Genomic DNA, 26,075 nt, shown 5'->3' on the forward strand with positions numbered 1-26,075 from the left:
GGACGTATGAGAGGCGGTTCTCCGCTGCAGCAAAAGCATCCAGAGGGCCGCCAATCCGATGCCGAGAATTGCCTACGTCAACGGTGCCTATGTGCGCCATTCCGAAGCCGCGGTCCATGTGGAAGATCGCGGCTACCAGTTCGCCGATGGCGTCTACGAGGTTTGCGAGGTCCGGCATGGCTTCATCGTCGATCTTCGGCGCCATCTCGATCGCCTCGACCGATCGCTAACGGAACTCAGAATGGACTGGCCGATGAGCCGGGCCGCGCTGATCCACGTCATTCGCGAGGTGCTGCGGCGGAACCGGGTCCGCAACGGGCTCTTCTATCTTCAGGTGACGCGCGGGGTTGCACGGCGCGATCACGTGTTCCCGGCTGAGGGCACGCCGCCCTCTGTCGTCGTGACAGCCAAGCGCACGGATGCGGCAGGGATCGCCAGGAAGAATGCCGAAGGCATCTCGGCGATTACGGTGCTGGAGAACCGTTGGGACCGGGTCGATATCAAGTCGGTGGGCCTGCTTCCAAACGTTCTCGCCCGTCAAAAGGCGAAGGAGCTCGGCGCGCAAGAGGCGATCTTCGTCGATGCGGACCGCATGGTCAAAGAAGGGGCGGCGACGAATGTCTGGATCGTCGATGGTGAGGGAACGTTGCGCACCCGCCCGGCCGAGCACGGCATCCTGCGCGGCATCACGCGCACGACACTGATGGATGTGGCGAAGCCACTCGGCTTGAAGATCGAGGAGAGGGCCTTTTCCGTCGACGAAATGATGGCCGCGCGGGAAGTGTTCATCACGGCTGCGACCAGCATCTGTTTTCCGGTCGTTTCGATCGATGGAAAGACGATCGGCAACGGCCATCCAGGAAGCATAGCACAGAATATTCGTGAAGCCTTTTTCGACGTTGCGGAAAAGACGCCGATTTGATACCAAACTTGAAGAGGTGTCGGGGGGAAGCTTCTGTGACACTTCGGATCGCAAATTTGACAAAATGCACCGGCGCCAAAGCCGGCAAATAAGAAAGAAGCGGCGCGATGGCGGAACGTTCTCAGAACTTGCAGGATCTCTTTCTTAATACGGTTCGCAAGCAAAAGATTTCATTGACCATTTTCCTTATCAATGGCGTGAAACTGACGGGTGTTGTGACATCTTTTGACAATTTCTGTGTCCTGTTGCGCCGTGACGGCCATTCTCAGCTCGTCTACAAGCACGCCATCTCGACCATCATGCCGGGCCAGCCTCTGCAGATGTTCGAGAATGAGGAAGCCGCATCCTGACGGGACCTGAGGACCATTACCAAACGCAATTCGAAATCGCCGTCGTCGATCATTCCGGAGCTTGAGAAGCGCCGCGATGACATGCGCGCGGTCGTTGTCGTGCCGGTCTTGAAGAGAACGGGCAAGCCGGCTGCTGAGTTGACGGCCGCGAGCGCGCGCACCGACGAAAGCCGGCTGGAAGAGGCGACCGGCCTTGCGCTCGCGATCGATCTTGACGTCGTACATGGCACGGTCGTCCCCGTCGCGCAGCCAAAGCCCGGCACCTTGCTCGGCAGCGGCAAGATCGAGGAGATCGGCCACATCCTGAACGAGAAGGATGCGGGCCTGGTCATCGTCGATCATCCGCTGACGCCGGTGCAGCAGCGCAATCTCGAGAAGGAGTGGAACGCCAAGGTCATCGACCGCACCGGCCTCATTCTCGAGATTTTCGGCCGGCGCGCCTCCACCAAGGAGGGCACGCTTCAGGTCGATCTCGCGCACCTCAACTATCAGAAGGGCCGGCTGGTTCGAAGCTGGACTCACCTTGAGCGCCAGCGCGGCGGCGCGGGCTTCATGGGCGGCCCGGGCGAGACGCAGATCGAAGCGGACCGCCGCCTTCTGCAGGAAAGGATCGTTCGGCTGGAGCGTGAGCTGGAACAGGTGCGGCGGACGCGCCAGCTGCATCGTTCGAAGCGCAAGAAGGTGCCGCATCCGATCGTCGCGCTCGTCGGCTACACCAACGCCGGCAAATCGACGCTCTTCAACCGTATGACTGGCGCCGGCGTCCTGGCCGAGGACATGCTCTTCGCCACGCTCGATCCGACGCTCCGGCGCTTGAAATTGCCGCATGGCCGAATGGTCATCCTGTCCGACACCGTCGGCTTCATCTCCGACCTGCCGACGCATCTCGTCGCGGCCTTCCGCGCGACGCTGGAGGAGGTGCTCGAGGCTGACCTCATTCTGCATGTACGCGATCTCTCCGACCCGGACAATCAGGCGCAGGCGAGCGACGTGCTGCGCATTCTTGCCGACCTCGGAATCGACGAGAAGGAAGGCTCCGAGCGCATCGCCGAGGTCTGGAACAAGATCGACAGGCTCGATCCGGAGGTGCGCGAGGCGCTGGTGAAGAAGGCGGCGAGCGCCGACAACACCGTCGCCGTTTCGGCGATCACCGGCGAAGGCGTGGACGAGCTGCTCGCCGAGATCGGCCAGCGCCTGTCTGGCGTCATGACCGAGTGCACCATCGTGCTCGGCCTGGATCAGTTGCAATTGCTGCCCTGGGTCTACGAACATGCGATCGTCGATGGGCGCGAAGACCTCGAAGACGGCCGTGTCAGTCTCGACCTGCGTCTGACGGAGAGCGAAACCGTCGAACTCGAGAGGCGGCTCGGCAATGGGCCGAAACCAGTTGCAGAGGATTGGTGAGAGCAACGATGCCAATCCTCTCCACAGTCGACAGCGCCGTTTGCTTGGGGTGACGGCTCTTCCCACACTCCGTCATCCTCGGGCTTGACCCGAGGATCCAGTCACAAGAGCATCTGCAGTTCGGTACTGACATTCAACACGAGAAGTCGCTCAGACGATGGTGCGCGGCAATGGCGAAATCGAGGTCATCGAGAATATGACTCCGGACTGCAGGAACGCTTGGTAGGACTTGTGCATGGATCCTCGGGTCAAGCCCGAGGATGACAGTTGGTGGGGAGCATCGCCTAACGGCATGCCGCTACGTCAACTGCCTTTCGATCGCCTTTGCCGCCTGCCATAGTTCTTCCATGCGCTCCAGCGATGCCGCATCCAGCGTCTCGCCGCCCGCATTGAGTTCCTGTTCGATATGGCTGAACCGGCGCCGGAATTTGGTGTTGGTGCCGCGCAGCGCCATTTCGGGGTCGCTGCCGATATGGCGGCCGACATTGACGAGCGCGAAGATCAGGTCGCCGAGTTCGTCGGCGACCTTCCGCCGGTCGCCCTCTTTCAGCGCCTGCCGCAATTCGCCGATTTCCTCCTCGACCTTGTCGAGGATCGGTGCGGGCTCCGACCAGTCGAAGCCAACCTTCGCGGCGCGCTCCTGAAGCTTTAAAGCTTCGACCAGGGCGGGAAAGCTGCGCTGCACTGAACCCAGATGGCCGGAGTGCTCCTCCTGAGGCAGACCGCGCCGGATGCGGCGCGCGTGCCGGTCGGCTTTCTCGGCCTGCTTGATCTCGTCCCATTGCAGCTTGACCGCCTCGGGCGTGTCGGCGTCGGAGCGGGCAAAGACATGCGGATGGCGGCGGATCATCTTGCGGGTGACGGCTTCGACGACATCACCGAAGGAGAATTCGCCAGCCTCTTCCGCCATCTGCGCGTGATAAACCACCTGAAGCAGCAGATCGCCGAGCTCGTCGCAGAGATCGTCCATGTCATGGCGCTCGATCGCGTCGGCGACCTCGTAGGCTTCTTCGATCGTGTAGGGCTTGATCGTCTCGAAGGTCTGGACGATATCCCAGGGACAGCCGGTCTTCGGGTCGCGAAGCGCGGCCATGATATCGATGAGGCGTTGAATATCGCGAGAAGGTTCCATCGGTTCAATTCAGCGGTATGGCGTTGTTGTCCTTGCCCGCCTGATAGGCTTCCGACAGGCGGTCGTAGTATCCGCGGATGCGGGCGTCCTGGGCCGCAAGCCGCGTCCGCGTTTCCGGATCCGCATCCTGCATGAGCGCTGCGATTGACGCCGATTTCCAGAACGCATTTTCCCGGGCATAGCCGCCGGGCTCAAGGCGGAAGACCTCCTTGAGGATCTTCAGGTCGTGCGGGATCGAGAAACTGTCTCGTGAATCCTCATGGCTGAAGAAGTAGTAGAAATTGTCGAAGCCGGCCCAGGTAATCGCGGAGAGGCACATGGAGCAGGGCTCATGGGTCGACAGGAAGACCAAGTCGCGCGTGTCGGGCTTCTCCGCCATCTCGTAGAAGCGCTTCAGCGTGTGCACCTCACCATGCCACAGCGGGTTCTTAGTCTCGTTGTTCGTCTCGGCCAACACCAGCGAGAGATCGGACTTGCGCAGGATCGCCGCACCGAACACCTTGTTGCCGGCCGCCACGCCCTTTTCCGTTAGGGGCAATATGTTCTTCTCGATGACCGTCAGCAGGCGTTCTGCCAGTTCGGCTTGCCTCATGTCGCACTCTCCCGCCCGTTTCTGCCGGGCATTTAACGGAGGTTCGGCGGCTGGCGCAATGGCCGGCGCCCAGGGTCTGCGCTCTTCCTCCGGAGATATTTGCTCAAAAAGTTTGGCTGTCGAGCAAAACAATACGTGGCCTGAAAGCCATAGAAATTTCTGTTTCTTCAATTGTCGGGCGCTATGAGGGATATTCGCCGCAGCCTGTAGAAGGAGCCGCCCCCTCGATATGTCGCAGCAACTGTCCGTTTTCCCGGCTTTCTTTCGCGTCGCGCAGAAGAGCGTGGCGGTGTTCGGCAATGGGGACGAGGCCTTCGCCAAGGTGCGGCTGCTGCTGAACACCGAAGCGCGCATCCTCGCCTATGCGGATCAGCCGGAGCCGGCGTTCGAGGCTTTCCTGAAGGAAAAGAATATCGAGACGGTTCGCGAACCCTTTGCCGATCACCAGGTCGAAGGCGCCGTACTGGTCTTTGCGGCGACCGGCGATGCGGCTGCCGACCGGGTGATCGTCACTGCAGCCCGCGAGCGCAAGATCCCTGCGAACGCCGTCGACCAGCCGGACTATTGCGATTTTCTGACGCCGGCGCTCGTCAACCGCGCACCGGTCGCCGTTGCGATCGGCACGGAAGGAGCGGGGCCCGTTCTGGCGCAAATGATCCGCGCGCAGATTGACCAGTTGCTGTCGCCCTCGCTCGGCATAGTCGCGTCGTTGGCCGCGAGTTACCGCGAGGCCGTGGATCGGCTTATTCCACGCGGCGTGGCGCGCCGCATCTTCTGGCGGCGCTTCTTTTCGGGGCCGGTGGCCGATCATGTCGCGCTCGGCGATCTCGCTTCCGCCCGTCGCGTGGCCTCCCGGCTGCTGGATGCGGCCGACCGCGTTTCCGGGCATGTCTGGCTGGTCGGTGCCGGTCCGGGTGCCGAGGATCTGCTGACGCTGAGGGCGCAGCGGGTGATGATGGAAGCGGACGCCATCGTCTATGACGCGCTGGTGCCGCAGGCGATCGTCGACATGGGCCGCCGCGATGCCGAGCGGCTTTCGGTCGGCAAGCGCAAGGGATGCCACACCAAGTCGCAGGACGAGATCAACCATCTGCTGGTGAAGCTCGCCAAGGAAGGCAAGCGCGTCGTGCGGTTGAAATCCGGCGATCCGCTGATCTTCGGCCGCGCCGGCGAGGAGATGGCCGCCCTGCGCGAGGCCGGCGTGACCTACGAGATCGTCCCCGGCATCACCTCGGCCTTTGCCGCCGCGGCGGATTTCGAACTGCCGCTGACGCTGCGCGGCGTCGCATCGTCGCTGGTCTTCACGACCGGTCACGATCTCGCCGGCGACGTACTTCCCGACTGGGCGCGGCTTGCCGTTTCCGGCGCGACGATCGCTGTTTATATGGGGCGCACGGTGGCCGCTTCGGTCGCGAGCCGGCTGATGCAGGCCGGACTGCCGGCAGAGACGACCGTGGCCGTCATCGAGAATGCCAGCCGCGCCGAGCGGCGCTTGCTGCACGGCATCCTTCGTGAACTGCCGGATCTCGAGAACCGGACGGAGCTCGACGGCCCGGTCATGGTGATTATCGGCGACGCGGTCGCCGGCGCAAATTTTGATCGGTCGGAGCCGCTCGCTGCCGCCCGGCGCCATAATGCCGATGCAGGCGAGACTTCCGGCGCGAAACGCGCCGAACAGATTTTGAACTGAGGATGACGTGATGGTGAGCAAGGTTTTGACGGCAAATCGCTTGGCGGATGGCATTTCCGTCTGGCTCGACGCCTCCGGCAACTGGGTGGAGTCGCTGCAGGAGGCCTTCATCGCCCGTCATGCGGAGGCCGTCGCCGCCCTCGAGGCAACCGGCAAAGCCGCTTTCGCCGACAACAAGGTCGTCGATGTCAATGTCGTTGACGTGGAAGAAGTAGACGGCATACTCCGGCCGCTTCGCATGCGTGAGCGGATCCGCGCGGAAGGCCCGTCGATCGCCTATGCCCCCGGATATCACGGGCTTGCCGGCCCCAAGAACTTTGCTGCCTGAGGACCTGAGCTTCCATGTACCGTTACGACGAATTCGATCACGCCTTCGTATCCGCACGCGTCGAGCAGTTCCGCGACCAGGTCCAGCGGCGACTGTCCGGTGAACTGGCCGAGGATGCCTTCAAGCCGCTGCGCCTGATGAACGGCGTCTACCTGCAGCTTCACGCCTACATGCTCCGCGTCGCCATTCCCTACGGCACACTGTCGAGCCGCCAGATGCGCATGCTCGCCCATATCGCCCGTAAATACGACCGCGGCTATGGTCATTTCACCACGCGGCAGAACATCCAGTACAACTGGCCGCGCCTTTCCGACACGCCGGACATCCTGAAGGATCTGGCAAGCGTCGAAATGCACGCGCTGCAGACCTCCGGCAACTGCATACGCAACGTCACGGCGGACCATTTCGCCGGTGCGGCGGCGGACGAGGTCGCCGATCCGCGCCCCTATGCGGAGATCCTGCGGCAATGGTCGAGCGTCCATCCGGAGTTCTCGTTCCTGCCGCGCAAGTTCAAGATCGCCGTCACCGGCGCCGAGCGCGACCGCGCCGCCATCCAGGTGCATGACATCGGCCTGCATCTGAAGAAGGACGACAACGGCAAGCTCGGCTTTGCGGTCTATGTCGGCGGTGGACAGGGCCGCACGCCGATGATCGCCAAGAAGATCCGCGACTTCCTGCCGGAAGAGGATCTGCTTTCCTACACGACGGCGATCATGCGCGTTTACAACCTCCATGGCCGACGCGACAACAAGTACAAGGCGCGCATCAAGATCCTCGTGCACGAGACCGGCGCGGAGGAACTGGCCCGTCAGGTCGAGGTCGAATTCGCCAGCCTCAAGGATACCGAACTGAAGCTGCCCGACGCCGACATCCAGGCGATCGCCTCCTATTTCGCGCCGCCGGCGCTGCCGAACCGTGCGGAAGGCTGGGGCAATCTGGCCCGCTGGAAGAAGGCCGATGACGGATTCGCTCAGTGGGTCCACCAGAACGTCCAGCCGCACAAGCATCCGGACTATGGCATGGTGACGATCTCGCTGAAGCCGATCGGCGGAATTCCGGGCGACGCGACCGACAGCCAGATGGACGTCGTGGCCGATATCGCCGAGGAATATGCCTTCGACGAGATCCGCGTCAGCCACGAACAGAACCTGATCCTGCCGCATGTGGCGCTGGCAGACCTGGAACCGGTCTACCGTGCGCTGGTTGCCGCGGGCCTCGCGACCGCCAATGCGGGCCTCATCACGGATATCATCGCCTGTCCCGGGCTCGACTACTGCGCGCTTGCCAACGCGCGCTCGATCCCCGTGGCGCAGGAGATTTCCAACCGCTTCGGCTCGTTCGAGCGGCAGGCCGAAATCGGCGAGCTGAAGATCAAGATCTCGGGCTGCATCAATGCCTGCGGTCACCACCATGTCGGCCATATCGGCCTCCTGGGCGTGGAGAAGAAGGGCGCCGAGCTCTATCAGATCACGCTCGGCGGCTCCGGCGACGAGAACACCTCGATCGGCGAGATCATCGGCCGTGGCTTCGAGCCGGAGAAGGTAACGGACGCGGTGGAGACGATCGTCGACACTTATCTTGGCCTGCGCCGCGACAAGTCGGAGACCTTCCTCGAAGCCTATCGCCGCGTCGGGCCGCAGCCTTTCAAGGATGCGCTTTACGGTGGCGGCGCCCAGGAAGCCGCGTGAACGAAGCGGCACAAGGATTTGAGAAGATGACGAAAATCTGGAATGAGAGCGGCTTCGTGAACGACGACCCGTGGGTCGTCGAAACCGAAGAGACCAAGGCCGGCTCGAACGAGAAAGCGATCCTCGGCCTCGACGCCTTCCTGGAACAGGCGGCGACTGGAGCCTTGGGCCTGGGTGTCCTGATCGCTCCTGCGGACGATGTGACACGCCTGGCGCCGCATCTCGGCCAGATCGCCCTGGTGGCGCTGGCCTTCCCCGCCTTCAATGACGGGCGCGCCTTCAGCCACGCTTCGCTGCTGCGCAGCCGGCTGGGCTTTCAAGGCGAGGTCCGCGCCGTCGGTGACGTGCTGATCGACCAGATCCCGCTGATGCTGCGGTGTGGCATCGACAGTTTCGCGGTGACGAATGCGACGGCAATCAAGAGGCTCTCGGAAGCGCGCCTGCCGGGCATCGCCAACCATTATCAGCCGACGGCAAAACCGTCGACCGACGCCAAATCCTACAGCTGGCGACGGGTCTCGTAAAAAAAACGAGGCCGCGACAGTGTGAAGCAAGCCGAAATGCTCGAAAGCGCCTATATTTGGAAGGGAATTCCTTTCAATCTGCCAAGGCTTGGAATATCCGCTCGTAGTTGATAAAAAGCCTCACCATTACAGGACTGAAGCCACGATGAATGCGCCGGCAAAAAAGGAAGAGTTCGCGGTACAGGCACCGGCGGGTGTCTTCGCCGAAACGGTCACGAGCGTCGAACACTATACGGACCGGCTCTTCCGCTTTCGCATGACGCGCCCGCAGGAGTTTCGCTTCCGCTCCGGCGAGTTCGCGATGATCGGCCTGATGGTCGGCGACAAGCCGGTCTATCGTGCCTATTCGATCGCAAGCCCCGCCTGGGACGAGGAACTGGAATTCTTCTCGATCAAGGTGCCGGACGGTCCGCTGACCTCGCATCTGCAGACGATCAAGCCGGGTGACCAGGTGCTGATGCGCAAGAAGCCGACGGGCACGCTGGTGCTCGACGCGCTGGTGCCCGGCCGTAGGCTCTACATGTTCTCGACCGGCACGGGCATTGCTCCCTTTGCGAGCCTGATGCGCGATCCGGAGACCTACGAGAAGTTCGAGGAGGTCATCCTCACCCATACCTGCCGCGACGTGGCGGAACTGAAATACGGCTTCGATCTCGTGGATGAAATCCGCAATCACGAGTTCCTGAACGAAATCGTCGGCGACAAGCTGCGCCACTATGCGACGGTGACGCGCGAAGACTATCCCTTCAAGGGCCGGATCACCGATCTGATGACGAACGGCAAGTTCTTCGCCGACCTTGGCCTGCCGCCGCTCGACCCGGCGATCGACCGCGGCATGATCTGCGGCTCGACGGCCATGCTCAAGGACACCAAGGAGATCCTCGAGGCAGCGGGTCTGACCGAGGGGGCCAACAACAAGCCGGCCGAATTCGTCATCGAGCGCGCATTCGTCGGCTGACGAAGCCAATCTGATCGGAACGGGAGGTGCATCGGGTGATGCGCCTCTTTTCGTTTGGTCGGCGCGCCGCGGCAAAGCGGCCCAAAGCGCGTCGCATTAAACGTATTCACGCGGCGCGCTTTAGGACATTGTTCTTATGCAAAACCGCTACGCACTTTTGGCCGACATGCATTAGCCGTCGGCGAGATAATCCATCAGCTGAGACATGGAGGCGGCAGCGCCGGCAGCGTCGGCCGTCTCGATCGCGCGCATCACCTTCACGTGGCGCTCCACCGATCCTTTCATCTTCTCCGGCGAGGCGGACGCGAACCAGATGCGACGCGCATGGGTCTGCAGCGGTGCCAGCGCCGCCGTCAGAAACCGGTTCGGACAAGCCTCTTCCATCACCTCGTCGAACACCTTGTCGGCTATCAGAAAGCCCTCAAGGTCGCTACGCCCGGCACAGTCGGCCATCTGTTGCCTGCAGTCGCTTATCACCTGACGGGTCTCGGCGGTCGCATGCTCCGCCACAAGGGCTGCCGCCAACGGTTCAAGCTGTTGGCGCGTCTGCATCACATGAATCCGGTCGTCCGGTCGGATGCGGCTGATCTCAAGGCCGACCCGCGGGCGAACCTCGATCAGGCCCTGCCAGGCGAGTTTCTGGATCGCCTCCCGGACCGGCGTGCGGCCATGGTTGGCGAGTTCCAAGAGCTGCCGTTCGGTGACGAGCGTTCCCGGCTTCAGCTTCAAGGTGACGATAAGGCGTTCGAGCGCCAGATAGGCGAGGTGGGCCTGGGATTGAGATGACATGAACGTCCTTGTGCTTGTGATATATCAGAGATTGACACAGTTCCGAAATCGTGGCAAGTAAGCTGATATATCACACAAAGGAGGCTTGCCATGTGGCGCGGCGTATTTCCGGCAGTAACGACGAAATTCACGACTGAGGGCGACCTCGACAAGGCCGAGATGGAGCGCTGCTTCGCGCTGCAGTTCGAGGCGGATGTCGATGGGATGATCGTCTGCGGCTCGCTCGGCGAGAACATGACGCTGGAGGCGGAAGAAAAGATCGACATCCTCAAGATCGCCAAGTCGGTCGCCGGCGGCAAGCCGGTGCTGATGACCATATGCGAAAGTGCCACGCGCCGCGGCGAAGCGGCGGCAAGGGCGGCCGCCAAGGCCGGCGCCGACGGCCTTATGGTTCTGCCGGGCGTGCCCTATAAATCGGCCCCCGCCGAGACGCTCGCCCACGTTCAGGCGGTCGCTGCCGCGGGCGGGCTGCCGATCATGGTTTATAACAACCCGGTCGCCTACGGCGTTGATGTCACGCTCTCGATGTTCGACGAACTGGCCAAGAATGAGCTTGTCGTCGCGATGAAGGAATCGACCGACGATATCCGTCGCGTCACCGACGTTCTGACCCGCTTCGGCGAGCGTTTCGACTGCTTCACCGGCGTCGACAATCTGGCGCTCGAAAGCCTGCTGATGGGCGCCCATGGCTGGGTCGCCGGCCTCGTCGTTGCCTTCCCGAAGGAGACGGTTGCGATCTGGAAGCTGGTCCAGGCGGGGCGCCTCGAAGAGGCGAGGGCGATATACCGCTGGTTCCGTCCGCTGCTCGATCTCGACGTCTCCACCAATCTCGTCCAGAACATCAAGCTCGCCGAGGTCTTCGCGATCGATTCCAATGATCGGGTCCGTGCGCCGCGGCTGCCGCTCGCCGGTGCCGAACGTCAGCGGGTCGAAGGAATTATCGAAGCGGCACTTGCCAAGCGTCCGGCGCTGCCGGCTTTCTAAGCTGGATATTGTACCAGCGGCGGCGCCTCATCCGGCTGCCGCCACCTTCTCCCCATTTTGATGGGGAGAAGGGACTCGTGGCGCGACCCAGGTCCCGTCTCCCCCGGCGTCGAGAGGGTTGGGGTGAGGGGCAATTAAATCACGGTCTCTGAACTGAAAACGGCCCGCCTGTTCAGGCGGGCCGTTTGCGTTGGAAACTACGCTCCGAGATCAGTGCAGTATCTGGCTCAGGAACAGTTTGGTGCGCTCGTGCTGCGGATTGTCGAAGAACTCGGCCGGCGAGTTCTGTTCGACGATCTGGCCCTGGTCCATGAAGATGACGCGGTTGGCGACCTGGCGCGCAAAACCCATCTCGTGAGTGACGCAGAGCATCGTCATGCCTTCTTCGGCGAGGGAGACCATGGTGTCGAGCACTTCCTTGACCATTTCCGGGTCGAGGGCCGAGGTCGGCTCGTCGAAGAGCAGGATCTTCGGCCGCATGCACAGCGAGCGGGCGATAGCGACGCGCTGCTGCTGACCGCCGGAGAGCTGGCCCGGATATTTCAGCGCCTGCTCGGGGATCTTGACGCGCTTGAGGAAATGCATGGCGATTTCCTCCGCTTCCTTCTTCGGCATCTTGCGCACCCAGATCGGCGCGAGCGTGCAGTTTTCGAGAATCGTCAGATGCGGGAAGAGGTTGAAGTGCTGGAACACCATGCCGACCTCGCGGCGCACTTCGTCGATCTTCTTCAGGTCGTTGGTGAGCTCGATGCCATCGACGACGATCTTGCCCTTCTGGTGCTCCTCGAGGCGGTTGATGCAGCGGATCATTGTCGACTTGCCGGAGCCGGACGGGCCGGCAATGACGATGCGCTCGCCGCGCATGACCCGGAGATTGATATCGCGCAACACGTGGAAGTCACCATACCACTTGTTCATGTTGGTGATTTCGATGGCGACATCCGTTGTCGAGACGGCCATTTTCGATGCAGTGGCAGCGTTTGCCATATGTTTCCCCTTTTTATCGTTGGCTCTTGTCGAGCAGGCGTTCCATGAAGCCTGAATAGCGCGACATGCCGAAGCAGAAAAGCCAGAATACGAAGCCCGCGAAGATCAGGCCGGTCAGCGGCGTTACCGCGGTCGCCCAGTTCGTGTCGGTGAAGTTCAGGCGGACGATGCCGAGCAGGTCGAACATGCCGATGATCGAAACGAGCGACGTGTCCTTGAACAGGCCGATGAAGGTGTTGACGATCCCCGGGATCACCAGCTTCAGCGCCTGCGGCAGGACGATGAGGCCCATCTTCTGCCAATAGCTGAGACCCAGCGAATCGGCGCCCTCATACTGTCCCTTCGGAATAGCCTGCAGGCCGCCGCGCACCACTTCTGCCATATAGGCGGAAGCGAACAGCGACACGCCGATGAGCGCACGCAGGAATTTGTCGAAAGTCACGCCCTGCGGCAGGAACAGCGGCAGCATGACGCTGGCCATGAACAGCACTGTGATCAGCGGAACTCCACGCACCATCTCGATGAAGACCGTGCAGAGCATCTTGATCACCGGCATGTCGGACCGCCGGCCGAGCGCCAGCAGAATGCCCAGCGGCAACGAAACCGCAATGCCGACGAAGGACAGGGCCAAGGTGACCATGAGGCCGCCCCAGAGCGCCGTCTCGACATAGATGATGCCGAACCAGCCGCCGGGAAGCAGGATGGTGGCGATGATCGGCAGCGCGATAAACAAGAGAATCGCGTTCAGGCCCTTGTACGGAACCTTGGGGATCAGCATCGGCACCAGGAACAAGACGAACAGGATGCCGACAATCGCCGGACGCCACCGTTCTTCGAGCGGATAGCGGCCATAGACGAACTGGTCGAATTTCGCGTTGACGAAGGCCCAGCAGGCGCCGCTCCAGCCTTCCGGCTGGGAACCGCCCTGTGAGATCGTGGCGCAGACGCCGCGACCGCCACCCGTCCAGGCGGCATCGATGAAGAGCCACTGGATCGCCGGCGGCACCAGCCAGGCCAGGATGAGCAGGCTGATAATCGTCAGGGCAGTATCCTTCGGCGTGGCGAAAAGATTCTTCCGCAACCAGGAGATAACGCCGCTTTCCAGTGCCGGGGCAGGCGAGGCTTCGATTATGGCGGAGCGGACAAAAGCTGCTTGATTCGTGCTCATGATCTCACCTCTCCACCAGCGCCATTCGAGCGTTGTACCAGTTCATGAACAGCGAGGTCGCGAGGCTCAGGCTGAGATAGACGATGAGCCAGATGCTCACCACTTCGATCGACTGACCGGTCTGGTTGAGGATCGTGCCGCCAACGGCGACCAGGTCCGCATAGCCGACGGCGACGGCCAGCGACGAGTTCTTGGTGAGGTTGAGATATTGGCTGGTCAGCGGCGGGATGATGATTCGCATCGCCTGCGGGACGATCACCAGCCGCGTCGTCAGCCGGGGGCGGATGCCAAGTGCATGGGCCGCTTCGGTTTGTCCCTTCGAAACGCCGCGAATACCAGCCCGGACGATCTCGGCGATGAACGCAGCCGTATAGAAGGACAAGGCCAGGAAGAGCGACATGAATTCCGGTCCGACCACCGAGCCGCCGGTCAGATTGAATTTGCCGGCGACGGGCACGTCGAAGGTGAGCGGTGCGCCTGTTACCAAAAATGTCACGAGCGGCAGGCCGATGATCAGCCCGAGCACGGTCCACAGGACGGGAAAGCGTTGGCCGGTCGCCATCTGCTTCTGGCGCGCATAACGGGCGACGAAGAAACTCGCAGCGACGGCAATCAGGAAGGCGAGGAGCGTGTACTGCGCACCCTCTCCCGGAATGGGGCTGGGAAAGGCGACGCCGCGATTGCTCACGTAAATATCGAGGGGCAGGGCAAGGGCATCACGTGCCTGCGGCAGGATCGCCAGAACGCCGCTGTACCAGAAGAAGATAACGAGCAACGGCGGGATGTTGCGGAATACCTCGACATAGGCGAGCGACAGCTTGGCAATGATCCAGTTGTGCGAGAGACGTCCGATACCGACGATGAATCCGATGACAGTCGCCGTGATGATGCCGGTGATGGCAACAAGCAATGTGTTGAGGAAGCCGACCACCAAAGCGCGGCCGTAGGTGGAATCGCTGGTGAACGAAATCAGCGACTGTCCGACGTCGAAACCGGCGCGGCTTCTCAGGAAATCGTATCCCGATGCGATGTTCGCGCGCCTCAGGTTCTCGGTGGTGTTGTCGACGATCCAATAGATGAGAACCGCGAGAATGATGATGGTGATTGCCTGGTAGAATATGCCGCGCACCTGAGGATCGTTGATGATCGACCCCGAGGATTTGCTTCTCTCAGGCGCGTTCGTGACGCCAATGGCCATACAATGCCTCTTTCCCCAATCCGCCCTTATGGGCGTTCTTATTGTTGAAACGGAGGAGCGGAATCCCGCTCCTCCGGCAGAGTCAAACGGATCAGCGAACCGGCGGAGCGTACTGGATGCCGCCCTTGTTCCACAGTGCGTTCAGGCCGCGCTCGATCTTCAGCGGGCTGCCGGCACCGATGTTGCGGTCGAAGACTTCGCCATAGTTGCCGACGGCCTTGATGATGTTGACCGCCCACTCGTTGGTCAGCCCGAGGTCCGTGCCGATCTTGCTGTCGGCTTCGACGCCGAGGAAGCGCTGAACGTCAGGGTTCGGCGACTTCTTCATCTCTTCGACATTCGCCTGGGTGACGCCGAATTCCTCGGCCTGGATCAGGGCATAGTGAACCCAGCTGACGATGTCGTACCACTGGTCGTCACCCTGGCGGACGGCGGGACCGAGCGGCTCCTTGGAGATGATCTCCGGGAGGATCATGTGGTCATCCGGCTTCGAGAGGGTGAGGCGCAGCGAATAGAGGCCGGACTGGTCGGTGGTGTAGACGTCGCAACGGCCTGCGTCATAAGCGGCGTTCACTTCCTCGAGCTTCTCGAAGACGACCGGATTGTACTGCAGGTTGTTGGTCTTGAAGTAGTCGGCGAGGTTCAGCTCGGTCGTGGTGCCGGTCTGGACGCAGACGGCTGCGCCGGAGAGTTCGAGCGCGGACTTCACGTTGAGGCCCTTGCGGACCATGAAGCCCTGGCCGTCATAGTAATTGACTGGGCGGAAGTTGAAGCCGAGGGCCGTGTCGCGGTTGATGGTCCAGGTCGTGTTGCGGGCGAGGACGTCGACCTCGCCGGACTGCAGCGCCGGGAAGCGCTCCTTCGCGGAGGTCGGCGTGTACTTCACTTTCGTGGCATCGCCGAAAACTGCTGCAGCGATCGCCTTGCAATAGTCGACGTCGAAACCGCTCCAGTTGCCGGAAGCGTCAGGGGCTGCGAAACCGGCGAGGCCGGTGTTCACGCCGCACTGGACAAAGCCCTTGGCCTTCACGTCGTCAAGGGTCGCGGCCGATGCCGCGTGTGCGCCAATCCCCATGACAGCAGCGCCAAAAAGAGCTGTCAGAATTCTTCTTGCCATTTTTTTGAACCTTTTCGGTTGTTGTAAGTTCCCGTCTGCACCGTGCGTTCTGTCGGCGCGTGCAGCCTCAGCCACCCTCCTGGCATGAGTGCAATCTATCTCATGCTCAAAATCCATGAGGGTCAAGAGATGTTGCCGATTTTCTGATTTTCCATGTGAAAAACTGAAAACTCGCCAGAAGTTTATGCAGATTTTGCTGGAAATTGGCCGATCCTGAACAAAAAACTGCCAGTTTGCGCGTTTTGGAGGGATCAGTACCTCGGTGTCGAATTTCCCCTTGACCCCACCTCTGCCGCGTCCGATGAGTTCGCATCGAGTTTTTCAACCGCGGATTCATTCAATGGCAGAGAAAAAGAGCGCGCCAGGAGAGATCGGGATCAACACCCGCCTCGCGCACACCGGCAACAAGCCTTCCGACTTCCATGGATTCGTCAACCCGCCGGTGGTCCGCGCCTCCACCGTGCTTTTTCCGAACGCGAGGACCATGGAGACGCGGGCGCAGAAATACACCTACGGCACGCGCGGCACGCCGACGACCGATGCGCTCTGCGACGCAATCAACGAGCTCGAGGGAGCGGCCGGCACGATCCTCGTCCCTTCGGGGCTGGCTGCGGTCACGGTGCCCTTCCTTGCCTATCTCTCCTCGGGCGATCACGCCCTGATCGTCGATTCGGTCTATTACCCGACCCGGCATTTCTGCGACACGATGCTTAGCCGACTTGGCGTCACGATCGAATATTACGATCCGATGATCGGTGCAGCCATTGAAAGCCTGATCAGGCCGAACACGCGGCTGGTACACACCGAGGCGCCCGGCTCGAACACATTCGAGATGCAGGATATCCGGGCGATTGCAGATACTGCCCACCGCCACGGCTGCGTCGTCACAATGGACAACACCTGGGCAACGCCACTCTACTTCCGCCCCCTCGACCACGGCGTCGACGTCTCCATCCACGCGGCGACGAAATACCCGTCCGGGCATTCGGACGTGCTGCTCGGAACCGTTTCGGCCAACGCGGCGCATTGGCCGGCTCTGACCGAGGCGATGGTGACGCTCGGTGTCTGCGTCTCGCCGGACGACAGCTACCAGATACTGCGCGGCCTTCGGACCATGGGTATTCGCCTCGAACGCCACCAGGAAAGCGCGATGGCGATTGCCCGTTGGCTCGAAAGCCGCGAAGAGGTCGCGCGTGTGCTGCATCCGGCGCTGCCGAGCTTCCCTGGACACGAGCTCTGGAAGCGCGACTTTGGCGGGGCGAGCGGCATCTTCTCATTTGTCCTGAAGGCTGAACCCGAAACAGGCAAGGCGAAGGCGCATGCCTTCCTCGATGCGCTCTCGTTCTTCGGCCTCGGCTATTCCTGGGGCGGCTTCGAGAGCCTCGCGCTTCATGCGAACCTTTCCGATCGCAGGGTCGCCAAGGCTCCATCAGAAGGTCCCGTCATTCGATTGCAGATCGGTCTTGAAGATGTCGCCGACCTGCGCCGCGACGTTGAAGCAGGTCTGGCGGCGGCCAATGCGGTCTGAGCGATGAGGTTGGGGCGCAGGCGGCTAGGATTTTCTGCCTGCGCTCAGCCCCTCTTGTGTCCGAAAGCGCCGTATCCATAAAGCCAGTCGAGGTCGGCCGCGAGCGCCTCGGGCCCCTTCAATGCGAGGACAATGTTTCGCGCGGTGCGAACAGGGCCGCGAGCGTGATAGGCGAATCGATTGAAAGCGGCGCGTTTGCGGACCCGCGCGATTCGTGCCCTTCGCGCGTGCTCGTAGCGCGCAAACGCGGCCGGAGCGTCGGGGAATGCCGCAAGGCAACGCGCGAGCTCGCTGGCATCCTCGATCGCCATTGCGGCACCTTGGGCAGCAAAGGGCGTCATCGCATGGGCGGCATCCCCGATGAGGACAATGTCGCGCCAATTGTGCCAGGCCCCGTCATCGACGACGCACAAGGGCCAATAGGTGGCCGCCGCGGCGTTTTCGATCATCGAACGCAAGTCGCGATGCCAGTCTTCGAAAGCGGCGACGAATTCCCGTCGTCGCTCCTCCGAATCCTGACCTATCCAGGCTGTCTCGGTCGGCTTGCCGCCAATGATCGCGACTAGATTGAAGCCGTCGGTTTCACGAAGCGGGTAGGCGACGAGGTGCGCTTCCGGCCCGAGGAAGGCCGTGACGCGATTTGGCGACAGGCAGGCGGATGCTTCGGCACGCGGCAGCAACAGCCGCCAGGCGATATTGCCGGAAAACCGGACGGCGCCCGCGCCGGGAATGGCGGCTCTTACCTGCGACCAGATGCCGTCGGCGCCGACGACCACCGTCGGGCGGCGTCCCGTCGCTGCGGCAACCGAAGCCACCGGGTCACCTTCGACGCGCCTTCCCAAATGAAGGCGGCAGCATGGCTCCGACTGGACGGCGTCCAGAAGTATTTTCTGCAGACTGGCGCGGTGCAGGACCCCATAGGGGGCCGCCCAGCGGCTGCGCGCATTCGCACCGGCCGGCACCTCCGCCAGCGGTCGCAGCGTGCGCCCGTCGACGAGCGCGATCGAGTCCGGCTGGCTCCACACGTCCTCAAGGGCAGGGAGCAGGCCGAGTTCGATCAGGATGCGCGAGGCGTTCGGCGACAACTGCAGACCCGCGCCCACTTCGTTCAGCGCGTCCGCGTTCTCGAAGATATCCGTAGCAAGGCCTTGCCGTGCCAGGCACAGGGCCGTTGTCAGGCCGGCGATGCCGGCGCCGACGATCGCGACCGGAACAGAGTCTTGCATCGACGTCGCGCCGGCGGAGGCAGGGAGGTCAGGCAGCCTTGGTCTCGAAGAGACAGCCCGGCGGGATTGTTTCAGTCGCCTTCAGGCTCGAATTGTAGCGATAGAGCGTCGAGCAATAGGAGCAGACCTTCTCGTTGTCGTCGCCCATGTCGATGAAGATATGGGGGTGATCGAAGGGAACGGATGCGCCGGTGCACATGAATTCCTTGACCCCGATCTCGATGACCCGGTGCCCGCCGTCATTCTGGAAATGGGGGATGCTGTGGCCGGCCATGTCGTACTCCGATGAATGCAAGTCTGGTGTCGATTTTGCCGGCACCATAGTGAGCTTCGGCACAAATGTGTAGCGGCAATCACGACGCGCTTGTGGTTTTTGAGCCGGCGGGGGTTTTCGACCATTCCGTTACCCCCTAGTTTGCCGCGAAAGCAGATCGAAGTCTGGAAAAGTAATGGATTTGAACCCTCCGCCATATTCGCGCTTCACGCATGACGGCCTGGAAATCGCATTCTTCGATGCGGGCGACCCGTCGGGAGATACTGTCCTGCTCATTCACGGGTTCGCTTCAAGCGCCAACGTCAACTGGGTCTACCCCGGCTGGCTGAAGACGCTCGGCGACGCCGGCTATCGGGTTGTCGCGCTCGACAACCGCGGTCACGGGGCGAGCAGCAAGCCTTATGATCCGTCGTTGTACCACCCGCACCAGATGGCCGGCGACGCGGCCGCGCTCCTCGTCCATCTTGGGGTCGGCGAGGCGCATGTCATGGGCTATTCGATGGGAGCGCGCGTCTCCGCATTTCTGGCATTGCATCACCCGCATCGCGTCCGCTCGCTGGTGTTCGGTGGCCTGGGAATAGGCATGGTGACCGGGGTGGGGGACTGGGACCCGATCGCCGACGCGCTGCTTGCGCCATCGCTCGAAGATGTGACGCATGAACGCGGCCGCATGTTCCGCGCCTTTGCCGACCAGACGAAGAGCGACCGCCAGGCGCTAGCGGCCTGCATATCGACCTCGCGCGATCTGCTTTCGGCGGAGGATGTCGCGCGCATCGATGTGCCGGTCCTGATCGGCGTCGGCACGAAGGATGACGTAGCGGGTTCGGCACAGGAGCTTGCCGCCCTGATGCCGCATGCGATGGCCCTGGACATTCCGGGCCGTGACCATATGCTGGCGGTCGGTGACCGCGTTTTCAAGAAGGCGGTCCTGGAGTTTCTCGGCGAGGTCGGTCGAGCATAGCCGGCTCGAAGCGAAGCCGATCGAAACTCTGCGAGCCCATTTATGTCGATCTGGATATGCCCTATATATGTGGCAGCGCAGGCTACAGATTGACCAGGCCACGTTGACAGGAAGGAGCGCGACCATGGTCGCCAAGACCGAACTTCGCCCCACGGAACCGCTGAAGGCGATCGATCCCATCTGGGACAGCCTGCGTGAAGAGGCGCGCCTCGCCGCCGAGCGCGATCCGATGCTTGCTGCTTTCCTGTATTCGACTGTGGTCAACCAGCATTCACTGGAAGAGAGCGTGATCTACCGGATCTGCGAGCGGCTCGACCACCCCGACCTTCAGGCGAATCTGCTCCACCAGACTTTCCTGGAGATGCTCGAGGATTGGCCGGAATGGAGCACGATCCTGCGCGTCGACATCCAGGCCGTCTACGACCGCGACCCCGCCTGCACGCGGTTCCTCGAGCCCGTGCTTTATTTCAAGGGCTTCCACGCCATCCAGACGCACCGGCTTGCCCATTGGCTGTGGAGCCGCGGGCGGAAGGATTTCGCGCTTTATCTCCAGAGTCGTTCCTCGAGCGTCTTCCAGACCGACATCAACCCGGCCGCGCGCGTCGGGCGCGGGATTTTCCTCGACCATGCGACGGGTCTTGTCGTTGGCGAAACGGCGGTTATCGGCGACAATGTATCGATCCTGCACGGCGTAACGCTTGGCGGCACGGGCAAGGAGGGCAGCGACCGACACCCGAAGATCGGCGACGGCGTGCTGATCGGCGCCGGAGCGAAGATCCTCGGCAATATCCATATCGGCCATTGCTCGCGGGTGGCGGCCGGATCGGTCGTGCTGAAGGCGGTTCCGCCGAAGACGACCGTAGCCGGCGTTCCCGCCAAGGTCGTTGGCGAGGCCGGGTGCTCCGAGCCCTCGCGGCAGATGGACCAGATCCTGGCGAGCTTCGATATCTGACGCGGAGGAGCCGCTTCGCTGTTGAGCCGGAAAAATCTCAGCGATGATCCAATGCGTTACCGCTATGCGCGAACATCCTCCCGAGTGCTGGCGTCGTAGTGGGTTTACACCTGGCAACGCCGCATGCGAGAAGCGCCGCAAATCAACCGGCTACGGAGAATAGATTTGAAGCCCGAAGAAATCCGCAAGCTTGAGGCCTATTTCAAGCGCACCTTGAACCCCGCTATGGTCGTCAAGGCCCGTCCGCGGAAGGACGAATCCGCCGAGGTGTATCTCGGCGATGAATTCCTTGGCGTCATTTTTCGCGACGATGAAGACGGCGAGCTTTCCTATAATTTCTCGATGGCGATCCTCGACGTGGATCTCTGAGTTGGAATGACGCGTGGAGGTCGACAGCTGAGCGCGCAGTCATCCACTACTGTAGTGCCGGCCTGGGCAATTGGGCCGGCTTTTTCTTATTAAGTCATATTTATTAGAAAACGTCTCGCGAGCCCTCGGAGCTTCATCAAGTCGTTGCAAGAATTGTGGTTTACTGCATTGCACACTGAACTTGACTTTTTGTGCAGCGCACCTAGACTCACGCTCGCCCACCGCCCACAAGGAGAAACTTGATGTTTAACTTCGACGATGCAAACAAGAAGAGCAAGGAAGCACTGGACGTGGCTGTGAAGAGCTACTCCGCGGTGACCAAGGGCTTCCAGGCCATTGCAACCGAAGCGGCAGACTACTCGAAGAAGTCCTTCGAAGACGGCATCGCCCATATTGAAAAGCTGTCCAGCGCCAAGAGCCTCGAGGCAGCCTTCGAACTCCAGACGAACTATCTGAAGTCGAGCTATGAAGCTTTTGTCGCCGAAGCATCGAAGATCGGTGAAATGTATGCCGATCTCGCCAAGGACGCCTACAAGCCCTATGAGGCGCCGGTCGCCAAGGCAACTGCAGCCGTGAAGTCCGCTGCCGCCGCCTGAAGATAGAGGCCATTGCCCATCGCAAGAAGGCCGGTCGCGGGTTGCCGCGACCGGCCTTCTTGTTCTTTGGGGCGTTTTCCCTGGAGCCGCTTGGAGGCTCCGCGCGATCCGGCCTCTCGAGCCGCTTCGACAGTTTGGGGATAGCCCCAATGTCGAGCGTAGCAGCCGAAGAAATTTGATCAATCTTGTGTTTGGCCGTGCGAATATGATTGCAGTGCGTTGGTTCGGTCTTAAAATCCAAGAACGAACCATTAGATAAAGGCAAGCGGGCTGCAGCCACCTTCATGGATTGCGCCTGTCAAGGGAATGAAACAGAATGATCGCCATGCCGGTCCGGATGCAGCAGGGAAGCGAAGGAGACGGAGGCGGCCCCAGTCGTGGCACGTCCGTTATCACACGCACCAAGCCGAAGACCAAGAAGCCGAGTTTGTACCGCGTTCTGCTTTTGAATGACGACTACACGCCGATGGAATTCGTCGTCCACATCCTGGAACGTTTCTTTCAGAAGGACCGGGAACAGGCGACGGTCATCATGCTTCATGTCCACAACCACGGCGTTGGAGAATGCGGCGTCTTTACCTACGAAGTCGCCGAAACCAAAGTGACGCAGGTAATGGATTTCGCCAGGCAGCATCAGCATCCGCTGCAATGCGTCATGGAAAAGAAATGAGGAACTAACGTGCCAACTTTTTCGCCCAGCCTCGAAAAGGCGCTGCATCAGGCACTGACTTTTGCCAACGAGCGCCATCATGAATATGCGACGCTCGAGCACCTGCTGCTGGCATTGATCGATGATGCCGATGCGGCGGCCGTGATGGGCGCATGCAATGTAAATCTAGAAACACTCCGCAAGACGGTGACGGATTATGTCGACAACGAATTGTCCAATCTGATCACCGGCTATGATGAAGACTCCAAACCCACCGCAGGCTTCCAGCGCGTGATCCAGCGTGCGGTCATCCATGTGCAATCCTCCGGCCGCGAAGAGGTGACGGGAGCAAATGTGCTCGTCGCGATTTTCGCCGAGCGCGAGAGCCATGCGGCCTATTTCCTGCAGGAACAGGAAATGACGCGCTACGATGCGGTGAACTTCATCTCGCACGGCATCGGCAAGCGCCCTGGCAGTTCGGAATCGCGGCCGGTGCGTGGCGCAGAGGACCAGGAGTCGGAACAGAAGTCACCGCGCGAGAGCGAGGAGGCGGGTCCGAAGAAGCAGCAGGATGCGCTGACGGCTTACTGTGTCAACCTGAACGAAAAGGCCAAATCCGGAAAGATCGATCCGCTGATCGGCCGGCACGCCGAGGTGAACCGGACCATCCAGGTCCTTTGCCGCAGATCCAAGAACAACCCGCTCTATGTCGGTGACCCCGGCGTCGGCAAGACGGCGATCGCCGAGGGCCTTGCCAAACGCATCGTCGAGAAGCAGGTGCCGGAGGCGCTTCAGGACGCTACGATCTTTGCGCTCGACATGGGAACGCTGCTCGCCGGCACGCGGTACCGCGGCGACTTCGAAGAGCGTCTGAAGCAGGTCGTCAAGGAGCTAGAGGAGTTTTCCGGTGCCGTCCTCTTCATCGACGAGATCCATACGGTGATCGGCGCGGGCGCGACATCGGGTGGTGCGATGGATGCATCCAACCTCCTGAAGCCGGCGCTCTCCTCAGGCTCGATCCGCTGCATCGGTTCGACCACCTACAAGGAATATCGTCAGTTCTTCGAGAAGGACCGGGCACTTGTCCGCCGCTTTCAAAAGATCGACGTCAACGAGCCGACGGTTGCCGACGCAATCGAGATCATGCGGGGTCTGAAGCCTTATTTCGAGGAGTATCACCACCTCAAATATTCGAACGAGGCGATCAGGGCGGCCGTCGAGCTTTCGGCCCGCTACATCAATGACCGCAAGCTGCCGGACAAGGCCATCGACGTCATCGACGAATCCGGTGCGGCACAGATGCTGCTGCCTGTCAGCAAGCGCCGCAAGCTGATCACCGAACGGGAGATCGAGGCGACCGTGGCTACCATGGCCCGCATTCCGCCGAAGTCGGTCTCCAAGGACGACGAAGCCGTTCTCGCCAATCTCGAGCAGGAACTTCGTTCGGTCGTCTATGGCCAGGATCTGGCGATCGAGGCGCTCGCCTCGTCCATCAAGCTCGCCCGCGCCGGCCTCAGGGAGCCAAACAAGCCGATCGGCTGCTACGTGTTCTCCGGCCCGACCGGCGTCGGCAAGACGGAAGTGGCGAAACAGCTGGCGACGTCGCTCGGCGTCGAACTGCTGCGCTTCGACATGTCGGAATATATGGAGCGGCACACGGTTTCCCGTCTGCTCGGCGCACCGCCCGGCTATGTCGGCTTCGACCAGGGCGGTCTCCTGACGGATGGTGTCGACCAGCATCCGCACTGCGTACTGCTGCTCGACGAGATCGAGAAGGCGCATCCGGATCTCTTCAACATCCTTCTGCAGGTGATGGATCACGGTTCGCTGACCGACCATAACGGCAAGAAGATCGACTTCCGCAACGTCATCCTGATCATGACGACCAATGCGGGCGCCTCCGACATGGCTCGGCCGGCGATCGGCTTCGGTTCGTCGAAGCGCGAGGGCGAGGACATCGAGGCGCTGAACCGCCTGTTCACGCCGGAGTTCCGCAACCGCCTGGATGCGGTCATTCCGTTCAACTCGCTGCCCACGCCCGTCATCCATCAGGTCGTGCAAAAGTTCGTCATGCAGCTCGAGACGCAATTGGCCGAACGCAACGTCACCTTCGACCTCGCGCCGGAGGCGATCGCCTGGCTTGCGGACAAGGGCTACGACGAAAAGATGGGCGCACGGCCGCTGGCGCGCGTTATCCAGGAAAACATCAAGAAGCCGCTCGCCGACGAAATCCTCTTCGGGAAGCTCAAGAAGGGCGGCGTCGTCAAGGTGACGATCGGCACGAAGGAGGACGGCACCAAGGGGCTGATCCTCGATGCCGTGCCGGAGACGACGCCGATCAAGCCGAAGGCGGAAGTGTCGCGGCCCGGCGGCAAGAACGCCAAGCCGAAGAAATCGGAAGAGAAGGTAACCGTCGCCGCCGCGGCCAGTCCGAAATCGAAGCCGAAGAAGGCCGCCAAGCCCGCATCGGCTGCGGTTCCGTTGAAGGGGAGAACGGTTCCCAAGGTCCCGCGCAAGAAATAGCGCTATCGCGACTTTCGCCTGACGGTGCCGGGTGGTTCACCCGGCACCGTCTTGCCGAAGGGCGATCCCATTCCGCGTGATTTTCATGGATGATGTCGAAGATGAACGGTCGAGGCTTGCCTGGTTTCTGACCGGAGCACGGGGGATTTTCAGCCTTCCGGCCGTCATTCTCATGCTCTCCTTCGTCGGTTTCTGCTCGCTGACCGCTCAGGCAGGCATCCCGCCGGAGCAGGTCGTCTTCATGACCGGCATCGTCTGGGCCTTGCCGGCGAAGGTCATTCTCGTCAGCTCGATCATGAGCGGCGCGAGCCTTGCGGCAGCGTTCCTGGCTGTTACCCTCTCATCGGTCCGCCTGATGCCGATGGTCGCGGCGCTCGTGCCGGAATTGCGCAACTCGAGAACGCCGACCTGGCTGCTGCTCGTCCTGTCGCATTTCGTGGCCATCACCGCCTGGGTCTTCGCGATGGAGCGTGTGCCAAAGGTACCGCGCGACCATCGCGTCACCTTCTTCGCCGGTTTCGGCATCACCCTGGTCGCCGCGAACATGGTGCTGGTCGGCGTGGTCTATCACCTTGTCGCCGAGTTTCCGCCTCTGGTGGCAGGCTGCCTCTTCTTCCTGACGCCGATCTATTTCCTCGCCTCTATCTGGCATTCCGCCCGCCATCCGGTCATCTACGTGGCGCTTGCGATCGGCCTCGTTGCGGGCCCGCTGTTCTATTGGATCGCACCGGAGTTCGACATCCTCTTGGCCGGCGTCGTAGGCGGGACGCTTGCCTGGGGCGCGGAGCGCCTCTGGCGTTCGCGCCGGGAGGCACGCCCGTGACCTGGACCGACGGATGGTGGGCCTATGCCTTCATCGCGATTGCCGGCTGGATCGCCACCGACCTCTGGCGCTGGCTCGGCGTGCTTGCCGGCAAGCGGCTCCGCGATGATTCGGAGGCTTTGAACTGGGTGAGGGCGGTCGCGACCGCCCTGGTCGCTGCGGTGATCGCGAAGCTCATCCTCTATCCAACCGGTGTCCTGGCGCAATCACCGCTGTGGCTGCGGGCGGGCGCCGTCGTGTTCGGCACCATCGCCTTCTTTCTCGCTCGGCAGAAGCCGGTGGTAGGCATTGCGACTTCGATCGCCGTGCTCGCCATCGGGTTGTGGTGGCTGGGATTTTGACG

At 61.7% G+C, this 26,075-nt stretch carries 27 protein-coding genes; 18 read left to right on the top strand and 9 right to left on the bottom strand.

All coding sequences use genetic code 11. The features are described 5' to 3' along the window. Positions 1-58: 58 nt before the first annotated feature. The 3 genes from AU381_RS26865 to hflX all read left to right on the top strand — a co-directional run bounded on the left by AU381_RS26865 (position 59) and on the right by hflX (position 2,676). Complete coding sequence (locus AU381_RS26865) at positions 59-922, top strand: D-amino-acid transaminase (RefSeq protein WP_064244646.1); 864 nt, start codon at positions 59-61, stop codon at positions 920-922. 107 nt (positions 923-1,029) lie between these two features. Further along, positions 1,030-1,272, top strand: coding sequence for an RNA chaperone Hfq (gene hfq, locus AU381_RS26870; protein WP_003535434.1), 243 nt, complete (start codon positions 1,030-1,032; stop codon positions 1,270-1,272). Positions 1,273-1,353: 81 nt separating this feature from the next. Then, positions 1,354-2,676, top strand: a complete 1,323-nt coding sequence (hflX, locus tag AU381_RS26875; RefSeq protein WP_064244647.1) for a GTPase HflX — start codon at positions 1,354-1,356, stop codon at positions 2,674-2,676. 298 nt (positions 2,677-2,974) lie between these two features. Here hflX and mazG read toward each other — a convergent pair whose 3' ends face one another. Next, positions 2,975-3,808, bottom strand: coding sequence for a nucleoside triphosphate pyrophosphohydrolase (gene mazG / locus AU381_RS26880; RefSeq protein WP_064244648.1), 834 nt, complete (start codon positions 3,806-3,808; stop codon positions 2,975-2,977). A 4-nt stretch (positions 3,809-3,812) separates the two neighbouring features. After that, positions 3,813-4,400 (bottom strand): deaminase, encoded by a 588-nt coding sequence (locus AU381_RS26885; RefSeq protein ID WP_064244649.1) that lies wholly within the window; start codon positions 4,398-4,400, stop codon positions 3,813-3,815. Between the two features lie 229 nt (positions 4,401-4,629). Here AU381_RS26885 and cysG point away from each other — a divergent pair, with 229 nt between their 5' ends. The 5 genes from cysG (at position 4,630) to AU381_RS26910 (ending at position 9,588) form a co-directional block, all read left to right on the top strand. Then, positions 4,630-6,090 carry a siroheme synthase CysG gene (gene cysG, locus AU381_RS26890; protein ID WP_064244650.1) on the top strand — a complete coding sequence of 487 codons (1,461 nt, stop codon included), beginning with the start codon at positions 4,630-4,632 and terminating at the stop codon, positions 6,088-6,090. A gap of 10 nt (positions 6,091-6,100) precedes the next feature. Beyond that, a complete protein-coding gene (locus AU381_RS26895) occupies positions 6,101-6,418 on the top strand; it encodes a DUF2849 domain-containing protein (RefSeq protein WP_064244651.1) in 318 nt (105 codons plus the stop codon). Between the two features lie 14 nt (positions 6,419-6,432). Next, positions 6,433-8,106 (top strand): nitrite/sulfite reductase, encoded by a 1,674-nt coding sequence (locus AU381_RS26900; protein WP_064244652.1) that lies wholly within the window; start codon positions 6,433-6,435, stop codon positions 8,104-8,106. A gap of 26 nt (positions 8,107-8,132) precedes the next feature. After that, positions 8,133-8,630, top strand: coding sequence for a DUF934 domain-containing protein (locus tag AU381_RS26905; RefSeq protein WP_064244790.1), 498 nt, complete (start codon positions 8,133-8,135; stop codon positions 8,628-8,630). Between the two features lie 145 nt (positions 8,631-8,775). Continuing rightward, a complete protein-coding gene (locus tag AU381_RS26910) occupies positions 8,776-9,588 on the top strand; it encodes a ferredoxin--NADP reductase (RefSeq protein WP_064244653.1) in 813 nt (270 codons plus the stop codon). Positions 9,589-9,759: 171 nt separating this feature from the next. On the opposite strand, the gene AU381_RS26915 is transcribed toward AU381_RS26910, so the two are convergent. Beyond that, a complete protein-coding gene (locus AU381_RS26915; protein WP_064244654.1) occupies positions 9,760-10,377 on the bottom strand; it encodes a GntR family transcriptional regulator in 618 nt (205 codons plus the stop codon). A 90-nt stretch (positions 10,378-10,467) separates the two neighbouring features. On the opposite strand from AU381_RS26915, the gene AU381_RS26920 reads away from it, so the two are divergent. Then, the gene (locus tag AU381_RS26920; protein ID WP_064244655.1) at positions 10,468-11,361 is read left to right on the top strand and encodes a dihydrodipicolinate synthase family protein; all 894 of its coding nucleotides are present in this window, start codon (positions 10,468-10,470) and stop codon (positions 11,359-11,361) included. Positions 11,362-11,571: 210 nt separating this feature from the next. On the opposite strand, the gene AU381_RS26925 is transcribed toward AU381_RS26920, so the two are convergent. The 4 genes from AU381_RS26925 to AU381_RS26940 form a co-directional block, all read right to left on the bottom strand. Beyond that, a complete protein-coding gene (locus AU381_RS26925; protein WP_064244656.1) occupies positions 11,572-12,348 on the bottom strand; it encodes an amino acid ABC transporter ATP-binding protein in 777 nt (258 codons plus the stop codon). Positions 12,349-12,361: 13 nt separating this feature from the next. Then, positions 12,362-13,516 (bottom strand): amino acid ABC transporter permease, encoded by a 1,155-nt coding sequence (locus AU381_RS26930; RefSeq protein ID WP_064244657.1) that lies wholly within the window; start codon positions 13,514-13,516, stop codon positions 12,362-12,364. Positions 13,517-13,520: 4 nt separating this feature from the next. Further along, entirely contained in the window at positions 13,521-14,714 is a 1,194-nt protein-coding gene (locus tag AU381_RS26935; protein WP_064244658.1) for an amino acid ABC transporter permease, read from the bottom strand. Positions 14,715-14,805: 91 nt separating this feature from the next. Continuing rightward, on the bottom strand, positions 14,806-15,831 hold the full coding sequence (locus tag AU381_RS26940) for an amino acid ABC transporter substrate-binding protein (protein WP_064244659.1): 1,026 nt from the start codon (positions 15,829-15,831) through the stop codon (positions 14,806-14,808). A 340-nt stretch (positions 15,832-16,171) separates the two neighbouring features. Here AU381_RS26940 and AU381_RS26945 point away from each other — a divergent pair, with 340 nt between their 5' ends. Beyond that, positions 16,172-17,359, top strand: coding sequence for a cystathionine beta-lyase (locus AU381_RS26945; RefSeq protein WP_064244660.1), 1,188 nt, complete (start codon positions 16,172-16,174; stop codon positions 17,357-17,359). Positions 17,360-17,403: 44 nt separating this feature from the next. On the opposite strand, the gene AU381_RS26950 is transcribed toward AU381_RS26945, so the two are convergent. Further along, on the bottom strand, positions 17,404-18,585 hold the full coding sequence (locus tag AU381_RS26950; RefSeq protein WP_064244661.1) for an FAD-dependent monooxygenase: 1,182 nt from the start codon (positions 18,583-18,585) through the stop codon (positions 17,404-17,406). A 28-nt stretch (positions 18,586-18,613) separates the two neighbouring features. Continuing rightward, positions 18,614-18,859 (bottom strand): zinc-finger domain-containing protein, encoded by a 246-nt coding sequence (locus AU381_RS26955; RefSeq protein WP_014764220.1) that lies wholly within the window; start codon positions 18,857-18,859, stop codon positions 18,614-18,616. A 175-nt stretch (positions 18,860-19,034) separates the two neighbouring features. On the opposite strand from AU381_RS26955, the gene AU381_RS26960 reads away from it, so the two are divergent. The 8 genes from AU381_RS26960 to AU381_RS26995 all read left to right on the top strand — a co-directional run bounded on the left by AU381_RS26960 (position 19,035) and on the right by AU381_RS26995 (position 26,073). Next, on the top strand, positions 19,035-19,820 hold the full coding sequence (locus AU381_RS26960) for an alpha/beta fold hydrolase (protein WP_064244662.1): 786 nt from the start codon (positions 19,035-19,037) through the stop codon (positions 19,818-19,820). A gap of 124 nt (positions 19,821-19,944) precedes the next feature. Then, on the top strand, positions 19,945-20,772 hold the full coding sequence (gene cysE, locus AU381_RS26965; RefSeq protein ID WP_064244663.1) for a serine O-acetyltransferase: 828 nt from the start codon (positions 19,945-19,947) through the stop codon (positions 20,770-20,772). A gap of 165 nt (positions 20,773-20,937) precedes the next feature. Beyond that, the gene (locus tag AU381_RS26970) at positions 20,938-21,141 is read left to right on the top strand and encodes a DUF3126 family protein (RefSeq protein WP_014764223.1); all 204 of its coding nucleotides are present in this window, start codon (positions 20,938-20,940) and stop codon (positions 21,139-21,141) included. A 242-nt stretch (positions 21,142-21,383) separates the two neighbouring features. Beyond that, the gene (locus tag AU381_RS26975; RefSeq protein ID WP_064244664.1) at positions 21,384-21,737 is read left to right on the top strand and encodes a phasin family protein; all 354 of its coding nucleotides are present in this window, start codon (positions 21,384-21,386) and stop codon (positions 21,735-21,737) included. Positions 21,738-22,053: 316 nt separating this feature from the next. Then, complete coding sequence (gene clpS, locus AU381_RS26980; RefSeq protein ID WP_064244665.1) at positions 22,054-22,407, top strand: ATP-dependent Clp protease adapter ClpS; 354 nt, start codon at positions 22,054-22,056, stop codon at positions 22,405-22,407. Positions 22,408-22,416: 9 nt separating this feature from the next. Beyond that, positions 22,417-24,909, top strand: a complete 2,493-nt coding sequence (clpA, locus tag AU381_RS26985; RefSeq protein ID WP_064244666.1) for an ATP-dependent Clp protease ATP-binding subunit ClpA — start codon at positions 22,417-22,419, stop codon at positions 24,907-24,909. Positions 24,910-24,994: 85 nt separating this feature from the next. Beyond that, positions 24,995-25,732, top strand: coding sequence for an AzlC family ABC transporter permease (locus AU381_RS26990; RefSeq protein ID WP_064244667.1), 738 nt, complete (start codon positions 24,995-24,997; stop codon positions 25,730-25,732). Beyond that, positions 25,729-26,073 (top strand): AzlD domain-containing protein, encoded by a 345-nt coding sequence (locus tag AU381_RS26995; protein ID WP_162273471.1) that lies wholly within the window; start codon positions 25,729-25,731, stop codon positions 26,071-26,073. Before AU381_RS26990 ends, AU381_RS26995 begins: the two co-directional genes overlap by 4 nt. The last annotated feature ends 2 nt before the right edge of the window (positions 26,074-26,075 follow it).

Source organism: Sinorhizobium glycinis (genome assembly GCF_001651865.1).
Taxonomy (GTDB): Bacteria; Pseudomonadota; Alphaproteobacteria; order Rhizobiales; family Rhizobiaceae; genus Sinorhizobium; species Sinorhizobium glycinis.

What these genes read in the sequence shown, in the direction of transcription:
- AU381_RS26955 (WP_014764220.1), bottom strand. Translation starts at nt 18,859, where the DNA reads ATGGCCGGCCACAGCATCCCCCATTTCCAGAATGACGGCGGGCACCGG.
- AU381_RS26865 (WP_064244646.1), top strand. Translation starts at nt 59, where the DNA reads ATGCCGAGAATTGCCTACGTCAACGGTGCCTATGTGCGCCATTCCGAA.
- AU381_RS26910 (WP_064244653.1), top strand. Translation starts at nt 8,776, where the DNA reads ATGAATGCGCCGGCAAAAAAGGAAGAGTTCGCGGTACAGGCACCGGCG.
- AU381_RS26925 (WP_064244656.1), bottom strand. Translation starts at nt 12,348, where the DNA reads ATGGCAAACGCTGCCACTGCATCGAAAATGGCCGTCTCGACAACGGAT.
- AU381_RS26935 (WP_064244658.1), bottom strand. Translation starts at nt 14,714, where the DNA reads ATGGCCATTGGCGTCACGAACGCGCCTGAGAGAAGCAAATCCTCGGGG.
- AU381_RS26915 (WP_064244654.1), bottom strand. Translation starts at nt 10,377, where the DNA reads ATGTCATCTCAATCCCAGGCCCACCTCGCCTATCTGGCGCTCGAACGC.
- AU381_RS26940 (WP_064244659.1), bottom strand. Translation starts at nt 15,831, where the DNA reads ATGGCAAGAAGAATTCTGACAGCTCTTTTTGGCGCTGCTGTCATGGGG.
- AU381_RS26975 (WP_064244664.1), top strand. Translation starts at nt 21,384, where the DNA reads ATGTTTAACTTCGACGATGCAAACAAGAAGAGCAAGGAAGCACTGGAC.
- AU381_RS26990 (WP_064244667.1), top strand. Translation starts at nt 24,995, where the DNA reads ATGGATGATGTCGAAGATGAACGGTCGAGGCTTGCCTGGTTTCTGACC.
- AU381_RS26920 (WP_064244655.1), top strand. Translation starts at nt 10,468, where the DNA reads ATGTGGCGCGGCGTATTTCCGGCAGTAACGACGAAATTCACGACTGAG.
- AU381_RS26905 (WP_064244790.1), top strand. Translation starts at nt 8,133, where the DNA reads ATGACGAAAATCTGGAATGAGAGCGGCTTCGTGAACGACGACCCGTGG.
- cysG (WP_064244650.1), top strand. Translation starts at nt 4,630, where the DNA reads ATGTCGCAGCAACTGTCCGTTTTCCCGGCTTTCTTTCGCGTCGCGCAG.
- hfq (WP_003535434.1), top strand. Translation starts at nt 1,030, where the DNA reads ATGGCGGAACGTTCTCAGAACTTGCAGGATCTCTTTCTTAATACGGTT.
- AU381_RS26900 (WP_064244652.1), top strand. Translation starts at nt 6,433, where the DNA reads ATGTACCGTTACGACGAATTCGATCACGCCTTCGTATCCGCACGCGTC.
- AU381_RS26895 (WP_064244651.1), top strand. Translation starts at nt 6,101, where the DNA reads ATGGTGAGCAAGGTTTTGACGGCAAATCGCTTGGCGGATGGCATTTCC.
- clpS (WP_064244665.1), top strand. Translation starts at nt 22,054, where the DNA reads ATGATCGCCATGCCGGTCCGGATGCAGCAGGGAAGCGAAGGAGACGGA.
- AU381_RS26945 (WP_064244660.1), top strand. Translation starts at nt 16,172, where the DNA reads ATGGCAGAGAAAAAGAGCGCGCCAGGAGAGATCGGGATCAACACCCGC.
- AU381_RS26885 (WP_064244649.1), bottom strand. Translation starts at nt 4,400, where the DNA reads ATGAGGCAAGCCGAACTGGCAGAACGCCTGCTGACGGTCATCGAGAAG.
- cysE (WP_064244663.1), top strand. Translation starts at nt 19,945, where the DNA reads ATGGTCGCCAAGACCGAACTTCGCCCCACGGAACCGCTGAAGGCGATC.
- AU381_RS26930 (WP_064244657.1), bottom strand. Translation starts at nt 13,516, where the DNA reads ATGAGCACGAATCAAGCAGCTTTTGTCCGCTCCGCCATAATCGAAGCC.
- AU381_RS26960 (WP_064244662.1), top strand. Translation starts at nt 19,035, where the DNA reads ATGGATTTGAACCCTCCGCCATATTCGCGCTTCACGCATGACGGCCTG.
- hflX (WP_064244647.1), top strand. Translation starts at nt 1,354, where the DNA reads ATGCGCGCGGTCGTTGTCGTGCCGGTCTTGAAGAGAACGGGCAAGCCG.
- AU381_RS26950 (WP_064244661.1), bottom strand. Translation starts at nt 18,585, where the DNA reads ATGCAAGACTCTGTTCCGGTCGCGATCGTCGGCGCCGGCATCGCCGGC.
- mazG (WP_064244648.1), bottom strand. Translation starts at nt 3,808, where the DNA reads ATGGAACCTTCTCGCGATATTCAACGCCTCATCGATATCATGGCCGCG.